Genomic DNA, 24,104 nt, shown 5'->3' on the forward strand with positions numbered 1-24,104 from the left:
GGCGGCCCAAGACGAATACAGCCGGAAAACCTCGGGCGCGGTCGCCATGCTGCCACCGGCGCTGAGCGGGATGTCCAGCAGCGTTCTGCATTTGCCCGGCCGCGAATTCAAATCCGGCGCGGGCTGGTGGGCCTTGAGTTGCGCCCCAGCCGGTTGCCAGATCGCCGAGGCCGGCATGATGGTCGCCTCGAAGGCGCATTCGCTGATGGCACCGGCCGGGACCACGCCCGGCCAGCAGCTGCGCTGGCTGCCCACGCCGGGCGCCGGCACGCTACTGATGTTCAAGCCGTTCAGGGCGCCGGCGAACGCCATCAAGTTCACCGCCGGCCCGGTCAAAACGTATTATCCGGCGGCCCGGGGCGCAACTGCGCGGGCCAAGAAAACCGCAGCGGCGGAGTGGGCCGTCGATCTGCCCGACGGCACCGCCATGCGCTTGCGCTCCTTGCCGTCGAAGTCGAAGGGAAGCCCGCCGCAGTCGCTTGAGCTGCAAGTCGGCGAGAAGCGCCAGGCGCTGCCGCAGGTGGGATTTAACGACGAATATTCACGGCAAGCCAAGGACCATGTGTTGTGGGCCGGGGACCTCGATGGCGACGGCAAGCCGGACCTGCTCGTCAAGGCGGCCGACTCGCTCGGCGACGATATTGTGATGCTGCTGTCGTCGATGGCCAAACCCGGCGAGCTGGTGGGCGAGGCCGGACGCTTCAAGTATTTTCCGATTGATTATCCAGGCTGATGGCGGTTCGGCGGAACCCCGGACACCTCAACCCCCAAGGGTCTGACCCCGAATTCGGGTCCGGGGGGCGCGCTTATTTTTTCAGCGCCTGGAGCCGTTCGGTGAGTTCTTGCGGCGCCGGGTAGTCGGGGTAGGCGCGACGGAATTTTTCCCACTCGTCGACGGCGTCCTTCGATCTGTCGGCCTTGAGCATCCGCTCGATCTCCAGCAGCCATGCCTGCGGGTTCTTCGGCGCGTCGCCGCTTGCCTCGGAACGCGCTGCCACCGGGGCCGGGGCGGTCATTGAAAACGCCATCTTCCCGGCAGGCGCCTGTCGCGCCTGGGCCATCGGTGCGGGCGCGGGTTCCATCTCGGGACGCGTGGCGGCCATTGGCTGTTCGCGCACCGAGTCGATGACCGGCGCGGCGACCGGACTTGGCTCCGGCGCGGCGCGCTGGCGGGCCAACGGTGCGCGCGCGGCGGAACCGGCCGCCGGCGCCGGGACCGGGACCGGGCTGGCGGCAACCTTCGCCGGCTCCGCCTGCGGCGGCACCGGCGCTGATGCTGGCGGCGCGGCGGCTGGCATTGGCGCCACCGTCGCCGGGAACTCCTGCGGCGACGACGTGAACCACTGCGGGCCGATCATGTTGACGGCTACCAGCACGCTCGCGGCAAACGCCAGCGGCACTTTCCAGCGCGACAGGAAGCCCGGCCTTGCCGGCGGCGCCGCCTGGGGTATCGCCGCGTCGTTGGCCGCCTCCCTCTCCACGGCCAGCGCGTGGAAAACCCGGCTTTTGCCGACGCGCGGGTCGGTGTCGGCGTCCAGCGCCGCTTCGATGTACAGCGCCTTGTCGGCGGCGGTCAGGATCGCGGCGTCCAACTCGGCCGACGGCCCCGCCTGCGGCAGCGTGTGCAGCAGCGCCCTCAGTTCGGCGTCTTCGATGTGGTCGTTTTCCTTGGAGCTCACGCGGGTGCTCCTTCACCGGTCAGGTTGTGCAGTTGGGCGCGCAGCTTTTGCATCGCGTAACGCAGCCGGCTTTTGACCGTTTCCGCCGACGCGGCGGTAACGACGGCGATCTCGTCGATGCTCATGCCGCTGAACTGCTGCAGCACCAGCGCTTCACGCTGTTCGCCGGGCAGCGCGCGGATGGCCGCGTGGAGGATCGCATGGCGCTGCTTCTGCTGCAGCGACGCTTCCGGCGACAGCGATTCGTAGGCGGCGTCGGCCAGACGTTCGAACTCGGCCTGGCCGTCTTGCTGCGCCATGTCGGTGGCCGTCAACGCCTCTTTTTTGCGCAGGATGTCGACCAGGCGGTTGCGGGCAATCTGGTACAGATAGGTGCGAAACGCCGCCTGCGGCTGGTAGGCGGCGCGGGCGTCGTGCAGGCTGGCCCAGGCGTCCTGGACGATCTCGTCGACCCAAGCTTGGCGCGGGCAGCGCCACGCGACGAAACGGTACAGCCCTTGGCTGTGGCGACGGTATAGCTCCTTAAAAGCGAGCGGGTCGCCGGCGCGGTAGCTCAGCATTAAATGTTCATCCGATAGGGTGGCAGGCATGCCGGCCAGTGTAGCCGAGATGCGCGGGCCCGACAACGCGGGCATGCCTGCCGGCGCCATCTCAGCGCGGCGCGCGCGGCGGCGGCGCGTAACTGACGCGGCGCGTCTCGCGCAGCCGCGCGTCCTGCACGCGCCCTTCCACCAGTTCGTAGCCCAGCAGCGCGAACACGCGTCCGTTGAGGAACAGCGGCCGGGCGTTGCCGTACCAGTCGACGCAGGAGGCGCGGCAGCCGTCGTCGTCCGGCCCGGCCGGGCGCGACTGCAGCGCGCCCAGTTCGTCGAGCTTGAGGGCGCTGTTGCGCAGGTAGAGCACGGACGCCGCCTGGGCCGGCACGCGCCCGCGCAGCGCGGGCGCGGCGTGCAGCACCGGCAGGCCGATCATGCCCTCGTCGGCGCTGGCCGGCTTGTAGAAGAAGCCGTGGCTGCGCGACTCGCTTTGCGCCGCGTCGGCGCGCACGTAGCGGTAGGCGACGGCCGCCTCGCGCCCCAGGCTGACGCTGGTGAAATGCAAATCGGCGCCGGCCGAGCCGATCACCACGGCGTTCTCCCCGAGCGCCTCGATGCGCTCGACGCCGTGCGGCAGCGCCAGCGTTTGCGCGGCGCCAGCGTCGTCCCAGCGCACCGCGTGCAGCGGCTGGCGCGGCCGAGGGCCGTCGGCGTCGGCGTCGGCAAAGCCACGCTGCGCGCCGCCGTACAGCAGGTAGGCGCCGACGTAGCGGTTTTGCACGTTGTAGCCGCCGATGCCCGGCAGCGCCTTGTAGCTGTCGGCGGGCGCGCCGTCGCGGCCGTCCGAGAACGACGCCAGCGGCACGCGCAGCAGCGCCAGCTCGCCACGGCCGCGCTCGGCCGACCACATGGCCTCGCCCGCGCCCTCGGAGCGCACCAGCACGTTCAGGTGGCCGTCGCCGCTTTCGAGGAAGGAGAACTGGTCGACCGGCGCGCCGGCCACCTTGAGCGCGCTCGGCGCGCCGCCGTCCAGCGGGATGCGGAACAGGCCGGAGCCGCCCGTGCCCTGCCCGCGTCCACGCGGCGCCGGCGTGGTCCACACGTACACCGACTGGCCCGAGACGTAAAACACGCGCCCGCGCGGACCCAGCACGGCGCTCGCTTCGCAACTCATCTCGCGCCTGGCCAGGTCGCATACCGTGACGGTGTGCAGCGCCAGGCCGGCGCCCGGCTCAAGCGGGTCGTCGGTGCGGTAAATCCGCGTGGCCGGGGCGATGCGCTTGAAGTCGGCCGGCGTCGCGTCCGGGCGCCAGCGCCGCAGCGCCGGGAAACCGTCGAACGGCTCGCGCTGGAACGGGTCGAGGTACAGCTGCGTGTAGAACACCAGCTTGCTGCCGATCTGCCGGCTGGCGTAGTTGCGCGACGAGTAGTAGTCGTTCGAGCGCATGTGGTAGGTGGCGCGGTAGGCCAGCGCGCCGCCGGCGTCGATGTCGAACAGGCCGATTTCGGTGCCGCCGCGGCGGTAGCTATAGCCGATCACGGCCACCGTGTCGCCGGAGATCAGCATTTCGTCGTACCAGGTGCCGGCCGGGTCGGCGTCCGGCGCGAAGGCGTCGATCGAGGCCACCGGCTTGAGCTGGCCCCGCCCGATGTCGACGGTGAACAGGCGGCCGCGCCGCAGCATCACCAGGTGCTTGCCGTGCACCTTGACGATGCCACCCTCGTCGACGCCGGCGGTCTGGGTGTTGGTCACCGAGTCGGCCGCCGCCGAGGCCAGCGCACCGGCCGGCGCGGGCGCCGGCGCGCTCTTGGCCGGCGAGTACATCGGCATGGGCGTGGGCGGCATGCCGGACGACTCGGCCTGGGCGCCGGCGCGCTGGCGCGTTTGGGCGGCGCGCTGCTCGTCGGCGTAGCGCTTGATGAAGTCGCGCAGCGCGGCGTCGCTGGCAAACGCGGTCAGCGTCTTTTTCGGCGCGGTGTCGGCCGCGCCCGCCGGCCCCGCCAGCAAGGCGGCCAGCGCCAGCGCGATGCCGGCGGCGATTATTTTGTTCATGGAGGCTGCTCCTTCTTCTTTCAGTGCTGCGTCGGACCGCGCGACATGGCGGCGTCGAAGAGTTAAACGTGGCACGGCCGCAAAAGGGGTTAAGAAAAAACGCTATTTTTTGGCGGGTTTAAAAAGAATGCGCGCACGGCAAAGTTGCTAAACCGCCGTATTGGCGGCTGCTTTTTCGCTAGCATGGCTGACCTGACCTGAGCTGGCGCGCGTCTCGCTTCGGCCAACATTGTCGGATTACGCCCGGTGGGCTAATCCGACCTACGACACGCTAACTGAACGAACCGCATTACCTTTTGAAAGCACCCGATCATGGCCAATCCCCGCCCCGCCCCGTCCGACGCGTCACGCAAGCTGGCCGTGCTCATACTCGTCTGGATCGCCGCGACTTGGGGCCTGCTGTTCGCGCCGGTGAAGCTCGCCGTCAGCACGACGCCGGTCGCCGGCTTCCTGCTGCTGCGCTTCATCTACGCCCTGTGTTTCCTGATCCCGCTGGTGTGCTGGCAGCGGCGGCAACGCCCGGCTGTCCGCCGCGCGCGCAGCGAGGTGGTCGCCGGATGGTGGTATGGCCTCGGCGCCGGCGTCGTGCTGTTCCTGGTGTATTACCTGCAAACGGCCGGCCTGGCGCACACGACGTCGGGCAAGGCCGGCTTCATCACCGGGCTGACGGTGGTGTTCATCCCCCTGGTCACCGCGATGGTGGAGCGGGAACGGCCCGGCGTCGCGGTTTTCCTCAGCGGCCTGCTGGCCATGGCCGGCCTGGTCTGGGCGTCGATGGATACGCTGCAAAGCGGCGAATTGGTGCGCATCGGCGCCGGCGACCTGCTGGTGCTGGCCGCCGCCTTCTTCAACGCCATCCACATCGTGGCCAACGCCAAAGGCGCGCACCGGACCAGCGGGCCGGCCTTCGTCACGGTGCAGGTATGCGTCAGCGCGGCGCTGACCTGGTTGCTCCTGCCGACCGGGCTGGCGGCGCTGCTGGACTACCCTTTATCGGTGCATCTGGTCGCCTTCGGCAGCGGCTTTTACGTGATTGGTTTGCTGCTGGTGATCCAAACCTGGGCGCAACGCATCGTCGCGCCCTTCACCGTCGGGATGATCTTCAACCTCGAACCCCTGTTCGCCGTTGCCGGCGGCGTGCTGATGCTGGGCGAGGCGACGTCGGGCCAGCAAATGGCCGGTTTCGCCGTCATGCTGGCGGCGATTTTGTGGGCGCAGTACAAGGATAGGCCGCTTGCCGCCCACGCCGCCGCAAGCTGAGCATGGCGCCGTTTCCGACGCCGGACGGACGTGCAATAATGCCCATTTAGCCGAGGATGGATAGCTCTTGGACCGCGATCAATTAGAGACGTTTGCCACCGTCGTCGAACAGCAAAGCTTCGAACGCGCCGCCAGCGTGCTGAACGTCTCGCGCGGCGCGGTGTCGCAGCGCATCAAGGCGTTGGAAGAGTCGCTGGCGACGGTCTTGCTGGTGCGCGACAAGCCGGTGGTGCCGACCGGCCGCGGCGAGGTGCTGCTGCGCCACGTCAAGGCGCTGCGCCTGCTGGAGGACGCGACCTTGCAGGAATTGCTGCCCGATCCGGCGCTGGGCAAGCCGGTCGCCGTGGCGATTGCCGTCAACACCGATTCGCTGGCGACCTGGTTCATGGAGGTGGTCCGCCTGCTGCTGCTGCAACGCCGCGTCGCGCTCGAACTGATCGTCGACGACGTCGACCACACCTTCCCGCTGCTGACGCGCGGCGAGGTGATCGGCTGCGTCTCCAGCGCGGCACGGGCGGCGCAGGGCTTCGTCGCCGAACCGCTGGGGGAGATGGAATACCGCTGCATCGCCAGTCCCGCCTTCGCGGCGGCGCATTTCCCGGACGGAATCACGCTGCAGGCGGTGCTGGCGGCGCCGGCCATCCTGCTCAACCGCAAGGACGCGCTGCACGATATCTTTTTGGCGGAACGGTTCGGCTTCAGCATCGAACGCTACGCCAAACACTACGCGCCCTCGCTGCCGGCGGTGCTCGACATGATCGACATGGGCGCCGGTTACGGCATGGTCCCGACGCGGCAGGTGCAGGCGCAGCTGGACCGCGGCGCGCTGGTCGACCTGGCGCCCGCGCACCCGGTGCCCGTCAAACTCTACTGGCACCACTGGCAAACCGAACCGCTGCTGTCGCGCGACATCACCCAACTAGTCATGGAAGAGGCGCGGCGCAGCCTGAGCCGGGGCGGCTGACGACGCAACGGCGTACTCAGGCGTTGCGGCTCGCCTCTAGCTGCGCTTGCGCCGCTTGGGCCAGCTGCGCCGGTGCCAGGCCCATCGCTTGGAGCGCGCGTGCCGCCACGCCGTATTGACTGTCCGCCACCGCCAAGATGACGTGCGCGCCCAGCAGCGGCGCGCCGTTTTTCTCCTGCCCGGCCAGCCGCTTCATCAGGGCCTGGGCCGACGGCTGGCCGCTGCATATTGTCGCGCTGGTGGCAGGCGCGGCGGTGGCGCCGAATCCGGCGGCGCCTTGCGGCACGGCGATGCCGACGTTGCGCAAGGTATCCTCGTATTGTTGCGCAATGGCGGCGCGGTAGCCGTCGGGGTCGGCCCGCAGGCGCTCGAACACCCCGCGCGCGCTGCCGTCGGGCAGGTCCAGCGCCGCCAGCACGAAGTGTTCCGCGCCCGGCTCCTTTTGGCCCGCCAGGTTGGCGTGCCGTTCGGCCCCCTGGCACAGTGCCTTGATGGTGCCCATGTCTTGAAAACGTTTTTTGATCGCGTCAAACATCAGTGCTCCTAAAGAGAATTTTTCCCGGGGAGGGAGCCGGCGAAGCGCTTGTGCGCCGCCTGCTTGGAAATGCCCAGCGCCTGGGCAATCTGCGACCACGTCCAGCCTTGCGCCAGCGCCGCGTGCACGCCTTGCAGCTCCAGCCGGTCGGCCATCAGGCGCAGGGCGGCGACGGCCGCCAGCGCTGCGGCGGGGTCGTCGGGGGATGGCAGCGATTTCAAATTGGTCATGCGTCAACTTTAGTTGACGATATCGGCTTTGTCAACCAAAGTTGACAAAGCGGCGGCGTCGGGCGGCAGTGGCACAAGGAAGTGGCACCATCAAGATACTGATTGTGGCCCTATCCGTAGCTCCTGCCGCCAGTGTAGTATCAATTCATCGATATTCCACCACCACCGACATCAGGACCCTGCCATGCTCAATGCCGATCTTCAACAACGTAAAGATGCAGCCACGCCGCGCGGCGTTGGCGTGATGTGCCAGTTCTACGCGGAGCGCGCGCTCAACTCCGAACTGTGGGACGTCGAGGGCCGCCGCTATATCGACTTCGCCGCCGGCATCGCCGTGCTCAACACCGGCCACCGCCATCCGAAGATCGTGGCGGCGATCGAAAGCCAGCTGGGCAAATTCACCCACACCTGCTACCAGGTCGTGCCCTACGCCAGTTACATTGAACTGGCCGAGCGCATCAACGCCATCACGCCCGGCAGCCACGCCAAGAAAACCGCGTTCTTTTCGAGCGGCGCCGAGGCGGTCGAAAACGCCGTCAAGATCGCCCGCGCCGCCACCGGCCGCGGCGCCGTCGTGGCCTTCTCCGGCGCCTTCCACGGCCGCACCATGATGGGCATGGCGCTGACCGGCAAGGTGGTGCCGTACAAGGTCGGCTTCGGCCCCTTCCCGGGCGAGATTTACCACGTGCCGTTCCCTGTCGAGCTGCACGGCGTCAGCAGCGCCGATTCGCTGGCCGCGCTGCAGACGCTGTTCAAGGCCGACGTCGATCCGCAGCGCGTCGCGGCGATCATCCTCGAACCGGTGCAGGGCGAGGGCGGCTTTTACGCCGCGCCGCCGGAGTTCATGCGGGCGCTGCGGGCGCTGTGCGACGAACACGGCATCCTGCTGATCGCCGACGAGATCCAGACCGGCTTCGCCCGCACCGGCAAGCTGTTCGCGATGGAGCATTACGACGTGCTGCCGGACCTGATGACGATCGCCAAGAGCCTGGCCGGCGGCATGCCGCTGTCGGCCGTCTGCGGCCGCGCCGAGGTCATGGACGCGCCGGCGCCGGGCGGCCTGGGCGGCACCTACGCCGGCAATCCGCTGGCCATCGCCGCGGCCCACGCGGTGCTCGACATCATCGCCGAGGAAAAACTGGTCGAGCGCGCCAACGTGCTGGGCCAGCGCCTCAAGGAGCGCCTGTCCGGCCTGCGCCGCGCGGTGCCGCAGATCGCCGAGGTGCGCGGCCTGGGCGCGATGGTCGCGGTCGAGTTCTGCCGGCCCGGCACGCACGAGCCGGATGCGGCCTTCACCAAGCAGGTGCAAACGTGCGCGCTGCAAAAAGGTCTACTATTGCTGACTTGCGGCGTGTACGGCAACGTGGTGCGCTTCCTGTTCCCGCTGACGATCGGCGACGCGCTGATGGACGAGGCGCTGGCGATCCTGGAAGCCGCACTGCGCGACAGCGCCGCCTCCGCCACCACTATTTGAAAGCCCGACATGCTTAACTTAAAAGACCCTGCGCTGCTGCGCCAGCAGTGCTACATCGACGGCCAGTGGCTCAACGCCGACAGCGGCGAGCGCACCGAGGTGAAGAACCCGGCCACCGGCGAGACCATGGGCAGCATCCCGAAAATGGGCGCCGCCGAAACCGCCCGCGCCATCGCCGCCGCCAACGCGGCCTGGCCGGCCTGGCGCAAGAAGAGCGCCAAGGAGCGCGCCGCCATCCTGCGCAAATGGAACGACCTGATGCTGGAAAACGCCGACGACCTGGCGCTGATCATGACCGCCGAGCAGGGCAAGCCGCTGGCCGAGTCGAAGGGTGAAATCGCCTACGCCGCCTCGTTCATCGAGTGGTTCGCCGAAGAGGGCAAGCGCATCTACGGCGACACCATGCCGTCGCCGTGGCCGGACCGGCGCATCGTCGTCACCAAGGAGCCGATCGGCGTGTGCGCCGCGATCACGCCGTGGAACTTCCCGGCCGCGATGATCACCCGCAAGGTCGGCCCGGCGCTGGCGGCCGGCTGCCCGATGGTGGTCAAGCCAGCCGAGCTGACGCCGTTCTCGGCGCTGGCGCTGGCCGAACTGGCCGAGCGCGCCGGCGTGCCGGCCGGCGTGTTCAGCGTCGTCACCGGCTCTTCGCGCGAGATCGGCGCCGAGATGACCAGCAACCCGACCGTGCGCAAGCTGACCTTCACCGGCTCGACCGGGGTCGGGCGCATCCTGATGGAGCAGTGCGCGCCGACGATTAAAAAGCTCTCGCTGGAACTGGGCGGCAACGCCCCCTTCATCGTCTTCGACGACGCCGACCTGGACGCCGCCGTCGAGGGCGCGATGGCGTCGAAATACCGCAACGCCGGCCAGACCTGCGTCTGTGCCAACCGCCTGTACGTGCAGGATGGCGTGTACGACGCCTTCGCCGCGAAGCTGGTGGCGGCGGTGGCCAAGCTGAAGGTCGGCAACGGCCAGGAACCGGGCGTCACGCAAGGCCCGCTGATCGAGGACAAGGCGGTTGAAAAAGTCGAGCAGCACATCGCCGACGCGCTGGCCAAGGGCGGGCGCCTGCTGGCCGGCGGCAAACGCCACGCGCTCGGCCACAGCTTCTTCGAGCCGACCGTGATCGCCGACGTCACCGGCGACATGCTGGTGGCGCGCGAAGAGACCTTCGGCCCGCTGGCGCCGCTGTTCCGCTTCAGCACCGACGACGAGGTGCTGGCGCTGGCCAACGACACCGAATTCGGCCTGGCCGCCTACTTCTACTCGCGCGACATCGGCCGCATCTGGCGTATCGCCGAGGGCCTCGAAAGCGGCATGGTCGGCGTCAACAGCGGCCTGATCTCGAACGAAATCGCACCCTTCGGCGGCGTCAAGCAGTCCGGCCTGGGCCGCGAGGGTTCCAAGTACGGCATCGAGGACTACCTGGTCGTCAAATACATCTGCATGGGAGGGATATAAGCATGGCACAGCACGACTTCGCCTACCGCTCCAGCGGCAGCTACCTGAACGTCGGCCGGCGCGACGACGCGCCGTACGGCCTGGCCGGCCTGACCTTCGACGGCGCCGTCACCAACCGTCCGGGGGCGCGCTTCGGCCCGCAGGCGATCCGCCTGGCCTCGCAGATGCTGTGCGACGCCACCCACCCGCACTTCGACACCACGCCGCTCGACCTGCTCAGCGACGCCGGCGACCTGGCGCTGCCCAACACCGGCATCGAGGCGATGCGCGCGGCGCTGATGCCGCAGGCGGCCGAGCTGCTGCGGCGCCACCACATGGTCTGGCTGGGCGGCGACCACTCGGTCACGCTGCCGCTGCTGCGCGCGCTGAACCAGCTGCACGGCGGGCCGGTGGCGATGGTGCATTTCGACGCCCACTGCGACACCTGGACCAGCCACTTCGGCGAACCGTCCGGGCACGGCACCTGGGTCTACGAGGCGATGCGGGAAGGCTTGCTGCTGCCGCGCGCGTCGGTGCAGATTGGCATCCGCTCGTCGGGCGAACGGGCGGCGCGCGAATACGTCAACGAGATGGGCGGGCGGGTCTACACGGCGCGCGAGTTGCGCGGCCTGGAAAGCCCGGCGCAACTGGCGCCGGTGCTGGGCGAGATCCGCGCGCGCATGGCGGCGGCCGGCAACCCGCCGCTCTACCTGACGCTCGACATCGACTGCCTGGACCCGGCGTTCGCGCCCGGCACCGGCACGCCGGAACCGGGCGGCCTGAGCTCGAACCAGGTGCTGTCGATCATCGAGGAGCTGGCCGATTTGAACTGGTGCGGCATGGATTGCGTGGAGGTGGCGCCGCCGTACGACCACGCCGAGCTGACCAGCAACGCCGCCTCGACGTTCGTCTGGACCTACCTGTGCGGGCAGATCGCCAAACGCGGGCGCCAGTCCGCCACGGCGGCATAACGCTGGCGTCGCGGCCGGCCGCCGCGCTTGCGATCTTGCCATGCCGGCTCGGGACGCATTCGGATTTTTAAATTTAGAAATATTGCTCGATATGCAAAGGTTCGCACCAAACACGGCGTATGGCGGGCGGCGCGGGGGGTGGCTGCGCCTGACACCCCGCCCGCCAGGCTGAGCGCGCGGGCGGTGCGCGCCACGCAAAGAGCCGGACTCAGGCCCGACGGGTCCGCGCCCTGGGTTGACGCCGCTGGTGTGAACAAGGCCCCGCCCCGTTCGCCGCCGCGCACGGCCGCCAGCCAATGGCCGCGTCTGCTACACTCCCTCGGCCATCGCAACCGAAAAGCCGCCCCTAGTGAACCAAAACAACTATAAACATCCACACCCGGGCCTGCTTGGCCGCCTCGCGGAACTGCTGGCGAATTCACACGCGCTGGCCAACGCCCGCCAGGCGCTGATGTCGCGCCTGCCCTTTCTGAAACTGGAGAGCGACGTCAGCAACGTGGTCTATCTGACCTGGCTGGTCGACGCCGAGGCGGCGCAAGCCTTCGTCCCGGCCGGCGCCCGGCTGTGGCAACGCGACGGCAAGACCCCGTTCACCGTGCTGACCTACCGGCACGGGCATTTCGGCCCGGCCATGCTGGGTCCGCTCAGGAAACTGTTCCCGTCTCCGATGCAAAGCAACTGGCGGCTCTATCTTGAAGAGGCGCCCCACCAAGCCACGCAGGCCAGGACCGTGCTGTTCCTGAAAAACATCATGAGCAGCGTCGCCTACGCGCTCGGCACGCGCCTCTTCAGCGATGCGCTGCCCAGCCATCTCGCCGCCAGCTTCATCCACCGCGGCGACGGCAAGACATTCGACACCACCATCGGGTCCGGCTCGGGCAGCGCGCCCTCGCTGAGCTGCTCGGCCCGCCTTGCCGACGGCAAGGAGCTGAGCGAGCCATTCGCCTCGGCGTTCGGCTCCTGGGAAAACGCGGTCGAGTTTCTCTGCTGCCAGGACGCGGCGGTGGCCCACGTCGACAGGCTGGACCGGCTCGCCTTCGCGGAAATTGAATTGCCCATCGACGTGGCCCGGGTACTGCCGCTCAACGCCAGCGCCGCCGCCACGCAATGCTCGTTCCTGGCCGCCCTGCCGCCGGCCGGGGCGCCGCTATGCTTCCTGGTTCCGCAGGTGAAGTTCCTCGCCGTCTCCGAGCGCCTGCTTTAATGTGATGTGATCAATGGAGTTGACGATGTTGAAAACCTACCAAGGCAGTTGCCACTGCGGCGCCGTGCGCTTCGAAGCCGACATCGACCTGAGCCGCGAGACCCTCCGCTGCAACTGTTCGATCTGCGCCAAGATCCGCTTCTGGCCGGCGGTCGTGCAGCCGCAGGCGTTCCGCCTGCTGTCGGGACAGAGCGACTTGAAGCTGTACCAGTTCAACAGCAAAACCGAGCACCACTACTTCTGCCAGCACTGCGGCGTGCACCCCTTCGGACAGGGCCAATCTCCGCGCTGGGGCAAGTTCTACGGCGTCAACCTCGGCTGCCTCGACGGCGTCGCCGACGAGGAGCTGGCCAACGCCCCCATCACCTACCTCGACGGCCGCAACGACAACTGGCACACGCCGCCGGCCGAGGTGCGCCACCTGTGAAGCATGGCGGGCCGGCGCTCAGCGGCCGCCGGACACGTCGATGAAGCTGCCGGTGGTGTAGGAAGCCTCGGCCGACAACAACCACAGGGCGGCGCGCGCCACCTCGGCCGCCTCGCCGCCGCGCCCCATCGGCACCGAGGACTGCAAACGCCCGACGCGGCCGGGTTCGCCCCCGCTGGCGTGCATCCGCGTGTGGATCAAGCCCGGGCGCACGCCGTTGACGCGGATCTGTTCGTGCGCCACTTCCTTCGCCAAGCCCGTCGTCAGCGCGTCCAGCGCCGCTTTCGACGCGGCGTAGTCGACATACTCCCCCGGCGAACCGAGCACGGCGGCGCGCGACGAGATGTTGACGATGGCGCCGCCGCCGCCGCCGTGTCTGGTCGACATGCGCCGCACCGCCTCGCGCGCGCACAGGAAGCTGCCGGTGACGTTGGTCGCCAAAATACGGTTGATGCGCGCGGCGTCCATCTGCTCGACGCGCATTTGCGGGGCCAGGACGCCGGCGTTGTTGATCAGCGCGTCGAGGCGCCCGAAGCGTTCGTCGATCTGCCCGAACATGCGCAGCACCTCGGCTTCGTTGGACACGTCGGCCTGGATCGCCAGCGCGCTTGCGCCGGCGCGTTCAATGGCGGCGACGACGGCGGCCGCGGCGCCCGCATCGCTGTGGTAGTTGACGCACACCGTGTAGCCGCGCTCGGCCGCCAGCAAGGCGCAAGCCGCGCCGATGCCGCGCCCGCCGCCCGTGACCAAAATCAATTTTTCAGCCATGCCAATGTCCTCCGATTACAATGAGCGAAGCGGCAAGAATAGCACTTCGACGCTCCTGCTAGAAAACGCGGCCGGGCGCATGCTTGGTGATAACATGGACGGGACTGGCTGCCCGCCTTGACTATGACGATGATGAGTCACCCGTTCGCCAAAGCGATATAGGAGGCCGGATGCTGAATGATTACTGCCTGGTTGCACGACTACTCATACCCACCGACGCCCACGTGATTCGCGGCCGCGCCGCTGAACGATGCGTCCGCCCCCGCCCGCGGGGCGGATTTTGCGCCCGCTCCCCGCAGCGCCTTGATCCATATCAATACCCAAACGTACAGCAAATTCCACGTAAAAATATTGCGTAATATCACCGCTGTTGACTGCGCACGCGCACAACGCCAGGTACTGCAACCAGCGCCGCGTCGAGCAGATGGCGCGGCCGCCTGGGTCCTCCTTATTCCCTTACCAAGTAAGGTCGCAGCCGCCGCCATCGACCGCTATCAGGGAATTTCATCTTGGTTTAAACTAACTGGAGCATGCCACATGGATGAACGAATCAAACAGCAACTGAGCGCCATTCCAAGCAATACCTATCTGAGGGTATGGGGGAAATTCAGTTCGTACACGATCAACGCGCAGTGCGAACAGGGCCTGCTAAAAAGCATCGACTGGACGAACGGCACGATGGTTCTTCACAGCACGACCTACAACAGTGACAACACGGTGCAGTTGGATAAAATCTCGTCGATCGAGGATCATCACACCGGCTCCGGCGCCTCGGGGCCAGTTCAGCAAGCCGATCTGCGCCAGGTCGGCAATGATTGGTATCGGGGCGATGTAAAAATAGAGTAATACCGCAATCTTGCCGACATGCGGGCTGGGCACGGACGGCGCCCGGCCTGCGCCATGCGACGCCGGCCGCTCAGCGCTGCATGCCCCAGCGCCGCACGGTCAGCCGCTCCAGCGTGCGAAAGCCGAGGTTTTCGACCAGCAGCCCGATGACGATCACCATGGCCAGCCCGGCGAACACCTTGTCGGTGTACAGCTCGTTGCGGTTCTGGAAGATGTACCAGCCCAAGCCGCCCTCGCCCGACGAGGTGGTGCCGAACACCAATTCGGCGGCGATCAGCGTGCGCCAGGCGAAGGCCCAGCCGATCTTCAACCCCGACAGAATGGCCGGCAGCGCGCCCGGCACCAAGATGTGCAGCACCAGCCGCAGTCCGTTCAAGCCGTAGTTGCGGCCGGCCATGCGCAGCGTGTCCGGCACGCCCTGGAAGCCGGCGTAGGTGTTCAGCGCCAGCGGCCACAGCACCGAGTGCATCAAAATAAAGATCAGGCTGCCGCGCCCCAGGCCGAACCACAGCAGCGCCAGCGGCAGCAGCGCAATCGCCGGCAGCGGATTGAACATCGACGTCAGCGTTTCCAGCAGGTCGCGCCCGAGCCGGGTCGACACCGCCAGCGAGGTCAGCGCGAAGGCGGCGACGATGCCCGCCAGGTAGCCTTGCAGCAGCACGCCGAGCGACACGGCGACGCGGGCGATCAGCTCGCCGCTGGCGACGCCGCCGACGAAGGCGCGCGCCGTTTGCAGAAAGCTCGGCAGCAGCAAGTCGTTGTCTTGCCAGCGCGCCAGGCCCTCCCATATGATGGCCAGCGCCAGCAACATCACCGCCTTGCGCATCCAGCCCTGCGCCCACACGCGCCGCCCCAGCGGCAGCGGCCGTTCCAGCGTCAACTGGCCGGGCGGCGCCGGCGTGTAGTCAAACTCTTGGCGGATCGGCGGTTCCAAAAGCGCGCTCATATCGCCACCCGGTAGACCGGTTCCGCCGCGCGCCCGGGCGCCGGCGCCGCCTCCGCCGCCCCGTCGAACAGCAGGCCGTGGATGCGCCGGGTCGCCGCCTGGAACTCGGCGCCACCGGCGCTGTGCAGGCCGAACTGGTGGCTGTTGAGTTCGGCCCGTACCCGCCCCGGATGCGGCGACAGTAGCAGGATGCGGTTGCCGACCACCAGCGCCTCTTCGATCGAATGGGTGACGAACAGCAAGGTGAAACGCAGCTCCTCCCACAGCCGTCCGAGTTCCTCCTGCATTTTTCGGCGCGTCAGCGCGTCGAGCGCGGCGAAGGGCTCGTCCATCAGCAACACTTCCGGCTGCATCGCCAACGCCCGCGCGATGGCGACGCGCTGCTTCATGCCGCCCGACAAGGTGTGCGGATGGGCCTGCTCGAAGCCGTCCAGGCCGACCTTGCCGATCCAGTGCATGGCGCGCTCGCGCGCGTCGCGGCGCGCCAGCCGGCCCGTCGCCAGCAAGGGGAACATGACGTTTTCCAGCACCGTTTTCCATGGCGGCAACTGGTCGAATTCCTGGAACACGACGATGCGGTCCGGTCCCGGCCGCGTCACCGCGCGCCCGTCCAGCTCGATACTGCCCGACTGCGGCGCGATGAAGCCGGCGACCGCCTTCAGCAGCGACGATTTGCCGCAGCCGGACGGCCCCAGCAGCACGAAGCGGTCGCCGCGGTGGACCTCGAAACTGACCTCGTGGGTGGCGCGCACGGTGCGCGCGTCGGTACGGTATTCCAGGTTGACGTCGCGCACGCGCAGCAGCGGTGCCGGCGGCGGCGGCGGCCTGACGATTTGCAGGGTGGGTGGATGCATGCGCTTAGCCCCCCTGCGTGATGGCCGGGTCGTCAAAGAAATACGCGTTCCAGTTCGCCGGCAGGTTTTTCAGCACGCCGATGCGGTGCAGGAATTGCGCCATGCCGTAGGTGTTTTGCGGCGCGATCTTGAACTGCACCTGCGGGTTTTTGATGATTTTCAGCAGCAGGTTGCGGTCGACGCCGCTCTTGCTGACGCGCAGGTAGATGTCGGCGGCGGCCTCGGGGTTGGCGCTGGCGAACTGCGCCGCCTCGACCAGCGCGGCGGTGAAGGCGCGGTAGGTTTTCGGATTGTCCTTGCGGAATTTCTCGGTCGCGTACAACAGCGTCGACGAACTCGGGCCGCCCTGCACGTCATAGGAATTGAGGATGACGTGCGCGTTCGGGTTCTGCGCCAGCTCCTGTTCCTGGTACGGCGAATTGCCGAAGTGGCCGGAGATTTCCGTGCCGCCGGCGATCACGGCGGCCGCCGCGTCCGGATGCGGCAGGGTCTGGGTCAGCCGGTCGAGGCGGTTGAACTGCTTCTCGCCCCACTGCTTGGCCGCCGCCATCTGCAGGATGCGCGACTGCACCGACACGCCCACCGCCGGCAGCGCGATGCGGTCCTTGTCGCTCAGGTCCGCCAGGGTGTTGACCTTCGGGTTGTTGCTGACCAGGTAATACGGAAAATTGCCGAGCGAGGCGACGCCCTTGACGTTCTGCTTGCCGGCGGTGCGGTCCCACATCGTCAGCAGCGGCCCCAGGCCGGCGCTGGCGATGTCGATCGAACCCGACAGCAGCGCGTCGTTGACCGCCGGCCCGCCCGACAGCTTGATCCACTCGACCTTGACGTCGACGCCGTCGCGCTTGCCGTACTTCTCGATCAGTTTTTGCTCCTGGGCGATGTTGAGCAGCAGATAGGTGACGCCGTGTTGCTCGGAGATGCGGATGCGGCCCTCGGCCCGGGCCGGCGCGGTCGCCATCAGCGCGCCGCACATCAGGGCCAGGCTGGCGGCGAGCAGGCGTTTCGGGGTCGTGGAAATCAGGGACATGGGCACTCCTTAGAAAAGGTGGTGGAACGAAAAATGCTGCGGGGGCAAATCAAAACGGCACGTCGCCCTCGATGGTGGTGCGGTAAAGTTTGCGGCGCTGGTCGGCCGGGCAGCCGGCCGCCAGGTGCATCAGCGAGCGGTTGTCCCAGAACACCAGATCGTGCGCCTGCCAGCTGTGGCGGTAGATGTGCTGCGGCTTGACGCTGTGGGCGAACAACTCGGCCAGCAACGCGGCGCTCTCGTCGTCCGGCAAGCCGACGATGCGGGTGGTGAAATGCTCGCTGACGAACAGCGCGCGCCGCCCGGTTTCCGGATGCACCCGCACCACCGGATGCGTAACCGGGCGCACCTCGTCGATCTGCGCCTGGGTCAGGTTCGGGCGGAAGGGATTGCGCCGTTGCAGCTCGGCGTACTGGGCCAGGTAGCTGTGCTCGGCGTGCGCGCCGCGCACCGCGTGGCGCAGCGCCGCCGGCAGGCTTTCCCAGGCCAGGTGCATATTCGCGAACAGGGTGTCGCCGCCCTCCTGCGGCAACTCCTGGGCGTGCAGCATCGAGCCCAGGCTCGGCACTTCCTTGTACGACAGGTCGGAGTGCCAGAACTGGCCGGCGTCGCCCAGGCCGGTCGGCTGGCCGTTCTCGAAGATGTTAGAAATGAGCAGTATCTCGGGATAGAACGGCAACTGGAACTGGCGCAGCACATGGGTCTGCAGGCGCCCGAAACGACGGCTGAAATCGATCTGCTGCCGCGGCGTGATGCGCTGGTCGCGGAACACCAGCACGTGGTGGTCCAGGTGGGCGTGGTGGATGCGCTGGAAGTCGCCGGCGCCGAGCGGCCGCGCCAGGTCGAGGCCGATAACTTGCGCGCCCAGTGGCGCGTCGAACAGTTCGATGCTGAAACCGGGGGCGACGGGGGCGGAGGCGAGGACGGCTGACATAGGCGGCAAACAGAAGGTGGAAAAGCCCAGTCTATGCCGCGCCGCGCCGTCTGCAAACGAAGCATATCCGATATGAATATGCGCATTCCGCAAGCCGGCGGCGCGCGACAATTTGCGCCGGCCTTGCGCGCGGACAAAGCCGCCGCCGCCCGATTTGCGACAGTGGACCATGGCGTCACGCGCGCCCATCGCTTTTTGCCGGAGCACCGCCATGCCGTCACCGCAGCCGTTCGAATGGATTGAATCGCTGGCCAACGCCAGTTTCCTGTGGGGTCCGTTCTTCTTTTCGATCCTGTTCCTGCTGGTTGTCACGCGCACCGCGCATTCCTACTACGCGCACGTCAACGAACGCCTGACGCCGCCGGCCTTGGCCGAGGAACGCCAGGACTACCGCAACTACTTCCGCCTGTCGATCGTCTCCGGCCTGCTGCTGGTGTTCCTGTCGGTGGGCTGGTGGATGTACGCGCAGTTGCACGACCATCTGTTCCAGGGGGTGATCATCGGACTCGAAAGGGACCAGCAAATCGTCCCCGCCGACGACGACCTGTACTACCGGGCGGTGCAACGCGACGCCGGCGTTGGCCGCGTCACCCGCGACTACCATTTCGTCATCGTGCGCGCCACGCCGTTCGCCCGCAACGAGATCTTCAGGCTCCAGTTGTACCCCGAGGCGGGCGCGATCAGCGAGGCGCCGCCGACGCCGAAGGAACTCAAGGTGTCGTATCGCGGTACAACACGCGACAAATATCAGCTCGTGCGCGACGGCGATACGTACAAATTGGTGTTGGTGGGGAGCTAGGATGGCGATACGACTGTTCATGGCGCTGTGCGCCGCCGGCCTGTGGTGCGGCGCGGCGCTGGCCGACTGCACGGCGCGGGACCGGCGCGACATGCGGGAAGGCGGCATGAACGAGGCGCGCATCCGCCACTTCTGCAGCACGCTCGAGCACCGGGCGCGCGAGGCGCCGGCGCCGGCGAGCGCGGCGTCCGCTTCACGTCAAAGCAATATCTGCCTGACCCAGCTGACATCGTGCGCGCTGAACCGCGCGGGAGCGGTCGGCGCGACCTGCTGGTGCAACACGGCCGCCGGACCGGCGCGTGGCAAGCTGGCCGAGCAGTGAAGAGCGCAATGTTCGTAGGTCGGCTTAGCCCAAGGGGCGTCACCCGACTGGCGTCGGCAACGGCTCGGCGTCGGCTTACGCGTTCCGCCAATCCGACCTACGACGAGCGTTGCCGACAAGAGCGTGGCGTCAGGCGATGGCGGCGTAGCGCTCAAGCCGGCTCTTCATGCGCGGCGCCAATTCATGCGCCGCCCCGACCGTGATTTCAAGGTCGTTGAGCAAGCCGTCCTGCAAGCCATACACCCAGCCGTGCACGCTGACTTCCTGGCCGCGGTCCCAGGCGTCCTGCACGATCGTGGTCTGGCAAACGTTGACGACCTGCTCGGTAACGTTCAACTCGCACAGGCGGTCGGCGCGCTGGCCGCTCGTCAACACGTCGCCCAGGTAGCGCTCGTGCTTCTGGTGCACGTCCTGCACGTGGCGCAGCCAGTTGTCGGCCAGGCCGATGCGCGTGCCCGTCATGGCCGCGTGCACCCCCTTGCAGCCGTAGTGGCCGACGATGATCACGTGCTTCACCTTGAGCACGTCGATGGCGAACTGCAGCACCGACAGGCAATTCAAGTCCGAATGCACCACCACGTTGGCGATGTTGCGGTGGACGAAAACGTCGCCCGGCGCCAGGCCGAGCAACTCGTTGGCCGGCACGCGGCTGTCGGAGCAGCCTATCCACAAGTATTCGGGGGATTGCTGCGACTCCAGTTTCTTAAAAAAATTCGGCTCCTTGGCCACCATCGCATCGGCCCACGCGCGGTTGTTTTGCAGCAGTGAGGCCAGAGCCGAGACGCTTTTCGGTTCGTTCATAATCTTCCATTCACACGTAATAAGACCGCCGAACCACTCTTCAAAGGAGCGATTCAACGGTCATCAAACAGGGGCGCCTGCGCGCCCCGATACTTCTGTCGGCAAAATTACTCGAAGAAGTCCTTAACTTTGTCTTTCCAGGTCTTGCTTTGCGGGCTGTGCTTGGCGCCGCCTTCGGTGGTTGACTTCTCGAAGTCGCGCAGCAGCTCTTTCTGCTTTTCCGTCAGCTTGACCGGCGTTTCGATCGCCACGTGGCAGAACAGGTCGCCGGCGTAGCCGGAGCGCACGCCCTTGATACCCTTGCCTTTGAGGCGGAAGGTTTTACCCGACTGGGTGCCTTCGGGAATCGTGAACGATACCTTGCCCGACAGCGTAGGCACTTCGATCTCTCCGCCCAGGGCCGCCTTGGTGAACGATATTGGCATCTCGCAATGCAGGTCGTCGCCTTCGCGCTGGAACACGGCGTGCGGCTTGATGTGGATTTCCACGTACAGGTCGCCCGCCGGGCCGCCATTGGTACCCGGTTCGCCGTTGCCGGACGAGCGGATGCGCATGCCGTTGTCGATACCGACCGGAATTTTCACTTCCAGCGTCTTGTTGCGCTTGATGCGCCCGGCGCCGCCGCATGGCGCGCACGGGTCGGTGATGACCTTGCCGCTACCATGGCATTTCGGGCAGGTTTGCTGGATGCTGAAGAAACCTTGCTGCATGCGCACCTGGCCGTGGCCGGCGCACGTGGTGCAAGTGGACGGCGACGTGCCGGGCTTGGCGCCGGAACCGTGGCAAGTGTCGCACTTGTCCCACGACGGCACGCGGATGGTCGTGTCGAAGCCGTGCGCCGCCTGCTCCAGCGTAATTTCCAGGTTGTAGCGCAAGTCGGCGCCGCGGTAGACCTGCGGGCCGGCGTTGCGGCTGCGGCCGCCGCCCCCGAAGATGTCGCCGAAAATGTCGCCGAAGCTGTCGGCGAAGCCGCCCTGGCCGCCGCCAAAGCCGCCGCCACCGCCCATGTTCGGGTCCACGCCGGCGTGGCCGTAACGGTCGTACGCTTCGCGCTTTTCCGGATTGGTCAGCATTTCGTAGGCTTCTTTGACTTCCTTAAACTTTTCTTCCGATTCCTTATTGTCCGGATTGCGGTCCGGATGATATTTCATCGCCAGTTTGCGGTAAGCCTTTTTGATCTCTTCTTCCGAAGAGTTCTTCGCGACACCAAGTGTCTCGTAAAAATCACGCTTTGCCATGTTGTCGGCACCTTGCAGTCTAACTTACTGATGTACTAGTTACACGAAAAAGCCGAGTCGAGTACCGCGTTAGTCGGTCGCTCGGCTCGGCATGTCGGCGCGGCGCGTTGCCGCGCCGTAGCGCTCGACCTCAAAGTCGCTAAAGATTACTTACTATCTTTAACTTCCTTGAAATCGGCGTCGACGACATCGTCTTGCTTGGCGTTCGACTCGGACGCGCCAGCAGCTTGCTGGGCGCCTTCGCCGCCGCCGGCCGCCGCTTGCTGCGCTTGCGCGTCAGCGTACATCTTCTCGCCCAGCTTTTGCGAGGCGCTCGACAGCGCGGCAATCTTGGCGTCGATCTCGGCCTTGTCGGCGCTTTTCAGCGACGTTTCCAGGTCGGTGATGGCGGCGTCGATTTTTTCTTTCTCGCCCGCTTCCAGCTTGTCGCCGTATTCAAGCAGCGATTTGCGGGTCGAGTGCACCAGCGCGTCGGCCTGGTTGCGCGACTCGGCCAATTCCTTGACTTTCTTGTCTTCTTCGGCGTTCAGCTCGGCATCTTTCACCATCTTCTGGATTTCCGCCTCGGTCAGACCGGAGTTGGCCTTGATCGTGATCTTGTTTTCCTTGCCGGTGGCCTTGTCTTTCGCGCCGACGTGCAAAATGCCGTTGGCGTCGATGTCGAAGGTCACTTCGATCTGCGGGGTGCCGCGCGATGCCGGCGGGATACCTTCCAGATTGAATTCGCCCAGGCCCTTGTTGCCGGCGGCGATTTCGCGTTCGCCCTGGAACACTTTAATCGTGACCGCGGGCTGGTTGTCGTCGGCCGTCGAGAAGACCTGGCTGAACTTGGTCGGGATCGTGGTGTTTTTGTGGATCATCTTGGTCATCACGCCGCCCAGGGTTTCGATACCCAGCGACAAAGGCGTGACGTCCAACAACAGCAAGTCTTTGCGCTCGCCCGACAACACCGAACCCTGGATCGCCGCGCCAACCGCCACGGCCTCGTCCGGATTGACGTCCTTGCGCGGCTCTTTGCCGAAGAACTCTTTGACTTTTTCCTGCACCTTCGGCATACGGGTCATACCGCCGACCAGGATGATGTCGTCGATGTCGGACACCTTGACGCCGGCGTCCTTGATCGCGGTGCGGCAAGGCTCCATCGTCGCGGCGATCAGCTCTTCCACCAGCGACTCCAGCTTGGCGCGGGTCATTTTCAGGTTCAGATGGACCGGCGCGCCGTTCGCCATGGCGATGTACGGCTCGTTGATTTCGGTCTGCTGCGACGACGACAGTTCGATCTTCGCGCGCTCGGCCGAGGCCTTGATGCGTTGCAGGGCGATTGGATCTTTTTTCAGGTCCAGGCCGTTGATTTTTTTGAATTCTTCGATGATGTAATCGATGATGCGCTGGTCGAAGTCTTCGCCGCCGAGGAAGGTGTCGCCGTTGGTCGACAACACTTCGAACTGCTTTTCACCGTCGACGTCGGCGATCTCGATGATCGAGACGTCGAACGTGCCGCCACCCAAGTCATACACGGCGATCTTGCGGTCGCCCTTTTCGGTCTTGTCCAGGCCGAAGGCCAGCGCGGCCGCGGTCGGCTCGTTGATGATGCGCTTGACGTCCAGACCGGCGATACGGCCGGCGTCCTTGGTGGCTTGGCGCTGCGAGTCGTTGAAGTAGGCCGGTACCGTGATGACGGCTTCGGTGACTTCTTCGCCGAGGTAGTCTTCGGCGGTTTTCTTCATCTTGCGCAACACTTCGGCGGAAATTTGTGGCGGCGCCAGCTTCTTGTCGCGCACACCGATCCATGCGTCGCCGTTGTCGGCTTTCATGATCTGGTAAGGCATCAGGGCGATGTCTTTTTGTACTTCTTTCTCGTCGAACTTGCGACCGATCAAACGCTTGACCGCGTACAGCGTGTTCTGCGGGTTGGTGACGGCCTGGCGCTTGGCCGGCGCGCCAACCAGGATTTCGCCATCTTCTTGGTAAGCGATGATCGACGGCGTCGTGCGTGCGCCTTCGGCGTTTTCGATTACCTTTGGTTGACCGTTTTCCATGATGGAAACGCAGGAATTTGTAGTTCCCAGATCGATACCGATAATTCTACCCATGATTTTTTTCCCTTAATTTGCTGAAGTTCAGATGGTTCTTATATGTGGAAAAACTGTGTGCTTTCAAGATCTTCTTGATGCCGCACGGCTTATTATTTGTACTTATTTTGCTTGCGCGGTGGTGACGATGGCGGGACGCAGCAGGCGGTCCGCGATCATGTAACCCTTTTGCAACACTGCCACGACCGTATTGGCTTCCTGCTCCGCCGGCACCACGGCCACCGCCTGGTGCTTCATCGGATCGAGCTTGTCGCCCGGCGTCGGGACGATTTCCAGCAAGCGGTTTTTCTCGAAGGCCGACGTCAATTGTTTCAACGTCATCTCGACGCCCTCTTTCAGCGACTCGATCGACGGCGTTTCCACCGTCAAGGCCATTTCCAGGCTGTCTTTGACCGGCACCATGGCCTCGGCGAAGCTCTCGACGGCGAATTTGTGCGCCTTGGCGACGTCTTCCTGGGCGCGGCGGCGGATGTTTTCACCATCGGCCTTGGCGCGCATGAAGGCGTCGTGCATTTCAGCAAGACGCGCTTCGGTGCTGGCCAGCTGCTCTTCCAGGGTCGGTTCGGCGGGAGTCGATGGCGCGGCCTCGGCCTGCGCATTAGGTACAGCTTGGTTTTCCTGATCTTGCATCTAAAAGACTCCTACAATCAATGACTTAAATTAGTTTGGCTTGACTTCTGTACGGCACTGTAGCCAG

General features: G+C 66.2%; 26 protein-coding genes. 12 read left to right on the forward strand and 14 right to left on the reverse strand.

Annotated features, from left to right (window positions below; all coding sequences use genetic code 11):
* The first annotated feature begins 46 nt into the window (after positions 1-46).
* Positions 47-733 (forward strand): FG-GAP repeat protein, encoded by a 687-nt coding sequence (locus JANGC3_RS0125835; protein ID WP_198292110.1) that lies wholly within the window; start codon positions 47-49, stop codon positions 731-733.
* 73 nt (positions 734-806) lie between these two features.
* Here JANGC3_RS0125835 and JANGC3_RS0125840 read toward each other — a convergent pair whose 3' ends face one another.
* The 3 genes from JANGC3_RS0125840 to JANGC3_RS0125850 form a co-directional block, all read right to left on the reverse strand.
* Positions 807-1,679 carry a hypothetical protein gene (locus JANGC3_RS0125840; protein ID WP_017879394.1) on the reverse strand — a complete coding sequence of 291 codons (873 nt, stop codon included), beginning with the start codon at positions 1,677-1,679 and terminating at the stop codon, positions 807-809.
* Complete coding sequence (locus JANGC3_RS0125845; RefSeq protein WP_017879395.1) at positions 1,676-2,239, reverse strand: sigma-70 family RNA polymerase sigma factor; 564 nt, start codon at positions 2,237-2,239, stop codon at positions 1,676-1,678. The genes JANGC3_RS0125840 and JANGC3_RS0125845 overlap by 4 nt, the downstream gene beginning before the upstream one ends.
* A gap of 91 nt (positions 2,240-2,330) precedes the next feature.
* Positions 2,331-4,268: a beta-propeller domain-containing protein gene (locus JANGC3_RS0125850; RefSeq protein ID WP_017879396.1), complete on the reverse strand. Its 1,938-nt coding sequence runs from the start codon at positions 4,266-4,268 to the stop codon at positions 2,331-2,333.
* A 312-nt stretch (positions 4,269-4,580) separates the two neighbouring features.
* On the opposite strand from JANGC3_RS0125850, the gene JANGC3_RS0125855 reads away from it, so the two are divergent.
* Together JANGC3_RS0125855 and JANGC3_RS0125860 are read left to right on the forward strand one after the other, a co-directional pair.
* Positions 4,581-5,528: a DMT family transporter gene (locus JANGC3_RS0125855; RefSeq protein ID WP_017879397.1), complete on the forward strand. Its 948-nt coding sequence runs from the start codon at positions 4,581-4,583 to the stop codon at positions 5,526-5,528.
* Between the two features lie 67 nt (positions 5,529-5,595).
* Positions 5,596-6,492: an HTH-type transcriptional regulator ArgP gene (locus JANGC3_RS0125860; RefSeq protein WP_017879398.1), complete on the forward strand. Its 897-nt coding sequence runs from the start codon at positions 5,596-5,598 to the stop codon at positions 6,490-6,492.
* 16 nt (positions 6,493-6,508) lie between these two features.
* On the opposite strand, the gene JANGC3_RS0125865 is transcribed toward JANGC3_RS0125860, so the two are convergent.
* Positions 6,509-7,027 (reverse strand): Clp protease N-terminal domain-containing protein, encoded by a 519-nt coding sequence (locus JANGC3_RS0125865; RefSeq protein ID WP_017879399.1) that lies wholly within the window; start codon positions 7,025-7,027, stop codon positions 6,509-6,511.
* 8 nt (positions 7,028-7,035) lie between these two features.
* A complete protein-coding gene (locus tag JANGC3_RS0125870) occupies positions 7,036-7,257 on the reverse strand; it encodes a helix-turn-helix domain-containing protein (RefSeq protein ID WP_017879400.1) in 222 nt (73 codons plus the stop codon).
* Positions 7,258-7,441: 184 nt separating this feature from the next.
* Here JANGC3_RS0125870 and JANGC3_RS0125875 point away from each other — a divergent pair, with 184 nt between their 5' ends.
* The 5 genes from JANGC3_RS0125875 to JANGC3_RS0125895 all read left to right on the forward strand — a co-directional run bounded on the left by JANGC3_RS0125875 (position 7,442) and on the right by JANGC3_RS0125895 (position 12,776).
* Positions 7,442-8,731 carry a 4-aminobutyrate--2-oxoglutarate transaminase gene (locus JANGC3_RS0125875; RefSeq protein WP_026133539.1) on the forward strand — a complete coding sequence of 430 codons (1,290 nt, stop codon included), beginning with the start codon at positions 7,442-7,444 and terminating at the stop codon, positions 8,729-8,731.
* Positions 8,732-8,740: 9 nt separating this feature from the next.
* On the forward strand, positions 8,741-10,195 hold the full coding sequence (gabD, locus tag JANGC3_RS0125880; protein WP_017879402.1) for an NADP-dependent succinate-semialdehyde dehydrogenase: 1,455 nt from the start codon (positions 8,741-8,743) through the stop codon (positions 10,193-10,195).
* A 2-nt stretch (positions 10,196-10,197) separates the two neighbouring features.
* Complete coding sequence (gene speB / locus JANGC3_RS0125885) at positions 10,198-11,145, forward strand: agmatinase (protein ID WP_017879403.1); 948 nt, start codon at positions 10,198-10,200, stop codon at positions 11,143-11,145.
* 349 nt (positions 11,146-11,494) lie between these two features.
* Positions 11,495-12,349 (forward strand): DUF2071 domain-containing protein, encoded by an 855-nt coding sequence (locus tag JANGC3_RS0125890; protein ID WP_017879404.1) that lies wholly within the window; start codon positions 11,495-11,497, stop codon positions 12,347-12,349.
* Positions 12,350-12,374: 25 nt separating this feature from the next.
* Positions 12,375-12,776: a GFA family protein gene (locus JANGC3_RS0125895; protein ID WP_026133540.1), complete on the forward strand. Its 402-nt coding sequence runs from the start codon at positions 12,375-12,377 to the stop codon at positions 12,774-12,776.
* A gap of 18 nt (positions 12,777-12,794) precedes the next feature.
* On the opposite strand, the gene JANGC3_RS0125900 is transcribed toward JANGC3_RS0125895, so the two are convergent.
* The gene (locus JANGC3_RS0125900) at positions 12,795-13,544 is read right to left on the reverse strand and encodes an SDR family oxidoreductase (protein ID WP_017879406.1); all 750 of its coding nucleotides are present in this window, start codon (positions 13,542-13,544) and stop codon (positions 12,795-12,797) included.
* A gap of 303 nt (positions 13,545-13,847) precedes the next feature.
* Between JANGC3_RS0125900 and JANGC3_RS33025 the strand changes: the two genes are divergently transcribed.
* Positions 13,848-14,390 carry a hypothetical protein gene (locus JANGC3_RS33025; RefSeq protein WP_157407018.1) on the forward strand — a complete coding sequence of 181 codons (543 nt, stop codon included), beginning with the start codon at positions 13,848-13,850 and terminating at the stop codon, positions 14,388-14,390.
* 70 nt (positions 14,391-14,460) lie between these two features.
* Here the strand turns inward: JANGC3_RS33025 and JANGC3_RS0125915 are convergent, their stop codons facing one another.
* From JANGC3_RS0125915 to JANGC3_RS0125930, 4 genes are read right to left on the reverse strand one after another with little or no spacing between them, the layout of a single operon-like run.
* Positions 14,461-15,336, reverse strand: a complete 876-nt coding sequence (locus JANGC3_RS0125915) for an ABC transporter permease (protein ID WP_017879409.1) — start codon at positions 15,334-15,336, stop codon at positions 14,461-14,463.
* Positions 15,333-16,190 carry an ABC transporter ATP-binding protein gene (locus tag JANGC3_RS0125920; RefSeq protein ID WP_017879410.1) on the reverse strand — a complete coding sequence of 286 codons (858 nt, stop codon included), beginning with the start codon at positions 16,188-16,190 and terminating at the stop codon, positions 15,333-15,335. Before JANGC3_RS0125920 ends, JANGC3_RS0125915 begins: the two co-directional genes overlap by 4 nt.
* Positions 16,191-16,194: 4 nt before the next feature.
* Complete coding sequence (locus JANGC3_RS0125925; RefSeq protein WP_017879411.1) at positions 16,195-17,220, reverse strand: ABC transporter substrate-binding protein; 1,026 nt, start codon at positions 17,218-17,220, stop codon at positions 16,195-16,197.
* A 49-nt stretch (positions 17,221-17,269) separates the two neighbouring features.
* On the reverse strand, positions 17,270-18,154 hold the full coding sequence (locus tag JANGC3_RS0125930) for a TauD/TfdA dioxygenase family protein (protein WP_026133541.1): 885 nt from the start codon (positions 18,152-18,154) through the stop codon (positions 17,270-17,272).
* Positions 18,155-18,226: 72 nt separating this feature from the next.
* On the opposite strand from JANGC3_RS0125930, the gene JANGC3_RS33030 reads away from it, so the two are divergent.
* The 3 genes from JANGC3_RS33030 to JANGC3_RS0125940 are packed head-to-tail and all read left to right on the forward strand — an operon-like array spanning position 18,227 to position 19,275.
* A complete protein-coding gene (locus JANGC3_RS33030; RefSeq protein ID WP_157407020.1) occupies positions 18,227-18,397 on the forward strand; it encodes a hypothetical protein in 171 nt (56 codons plus the stop codon).
* A complete protein-coding gene (locus JANGC3_RS0125935; protein ID WP_017879413.1) occupies positions 18,366-18,953 on the forward strand; it encodes a hypothetical protein in 588 nt (195 codons plus the stop codon). Before JANGC3_RS33030 ends, JANGC3_RS0125935 begins: the two co-directional genes overlap by 32 nt.
* Position 18,954: 1 nt before the next feature.
* Positions 18,955-19,275 carry a hypothetical protein gene (locus JANGC3_RS0125940; protein WP_017879414.1) on the forward strand — a complete coding sequence of 107 codons (321 nt, stop codon included), beginning with the start codon at positions 18,955-18,957 and terminating at the stop codon, positions 19,273-19,275.
* Between the two features lie 129 nt (positions 19,276-19,404).
* Here JANGC3_RS0125940 and can read toward each other — a convergent pair whose 3' ends face one another.
* From can to grpE, 4 genes are all read right to left on the reverse strand, one after another.
* On the reverse strand, positions 19,405-20,076 hold the full coding sequence (gene can, locus JANGC3_RS0125945; protein ID WP_017879415.1) for a carbonate dehydratase: 672 nt from the start codon (positions 20,074-20,076) through the stop codon (positions 19,405-19,407).
* A 107-nt stretch (positions 20,077-20,183) separates the two neighbouring features.
* Positions 20,184-21,314 carry a molecular chaperone DnaJ gene (gene dnaJ / locus JANGC3_RS0125950; protein WP_026133543.1) on the reverse strand — a complete coding sequence of 377 codons (1,131 nt, stop codon included), beginning with the start codon at positions 21,312-21,314 and terminating at the stop codon, positions 20,184-20,186.
* Positions 21,315-21,460: 146 nt separating this feature from the next.
* Entirely contained in the window at positions 21,461-23,407 is a 1,947-nt protein-coding gene (gene dnaK, locus JANGC3_RS0125955) for a molecular chaperone DnaK (protein ID WP_026133544.1), read from the reverse strand.
* A 102-nt stretch (positions 23,408-23,509) separates the two neighbouring features.
* Entirely contained in the window at positions 23,510-24,037 is a 528-nt protein-coding gene (gene grpE / locus JANGC3_RS0125960) for a nucleotide exchange factor GrpE (RefSeq protein WP_026133545.1), read from the reverse strand.
* Positions 24,038-24,104: the final 67 nt, after the last annotated feature.

This window comes from Janthinobacterium sp. CG3 (assembly GCF_000344615.1).
GTDB lineage: Bacteria > Pseudomonadota > Gammaproteobacteria > Burkholderiales > Burkholderiaceae_D > Janthinobacterium.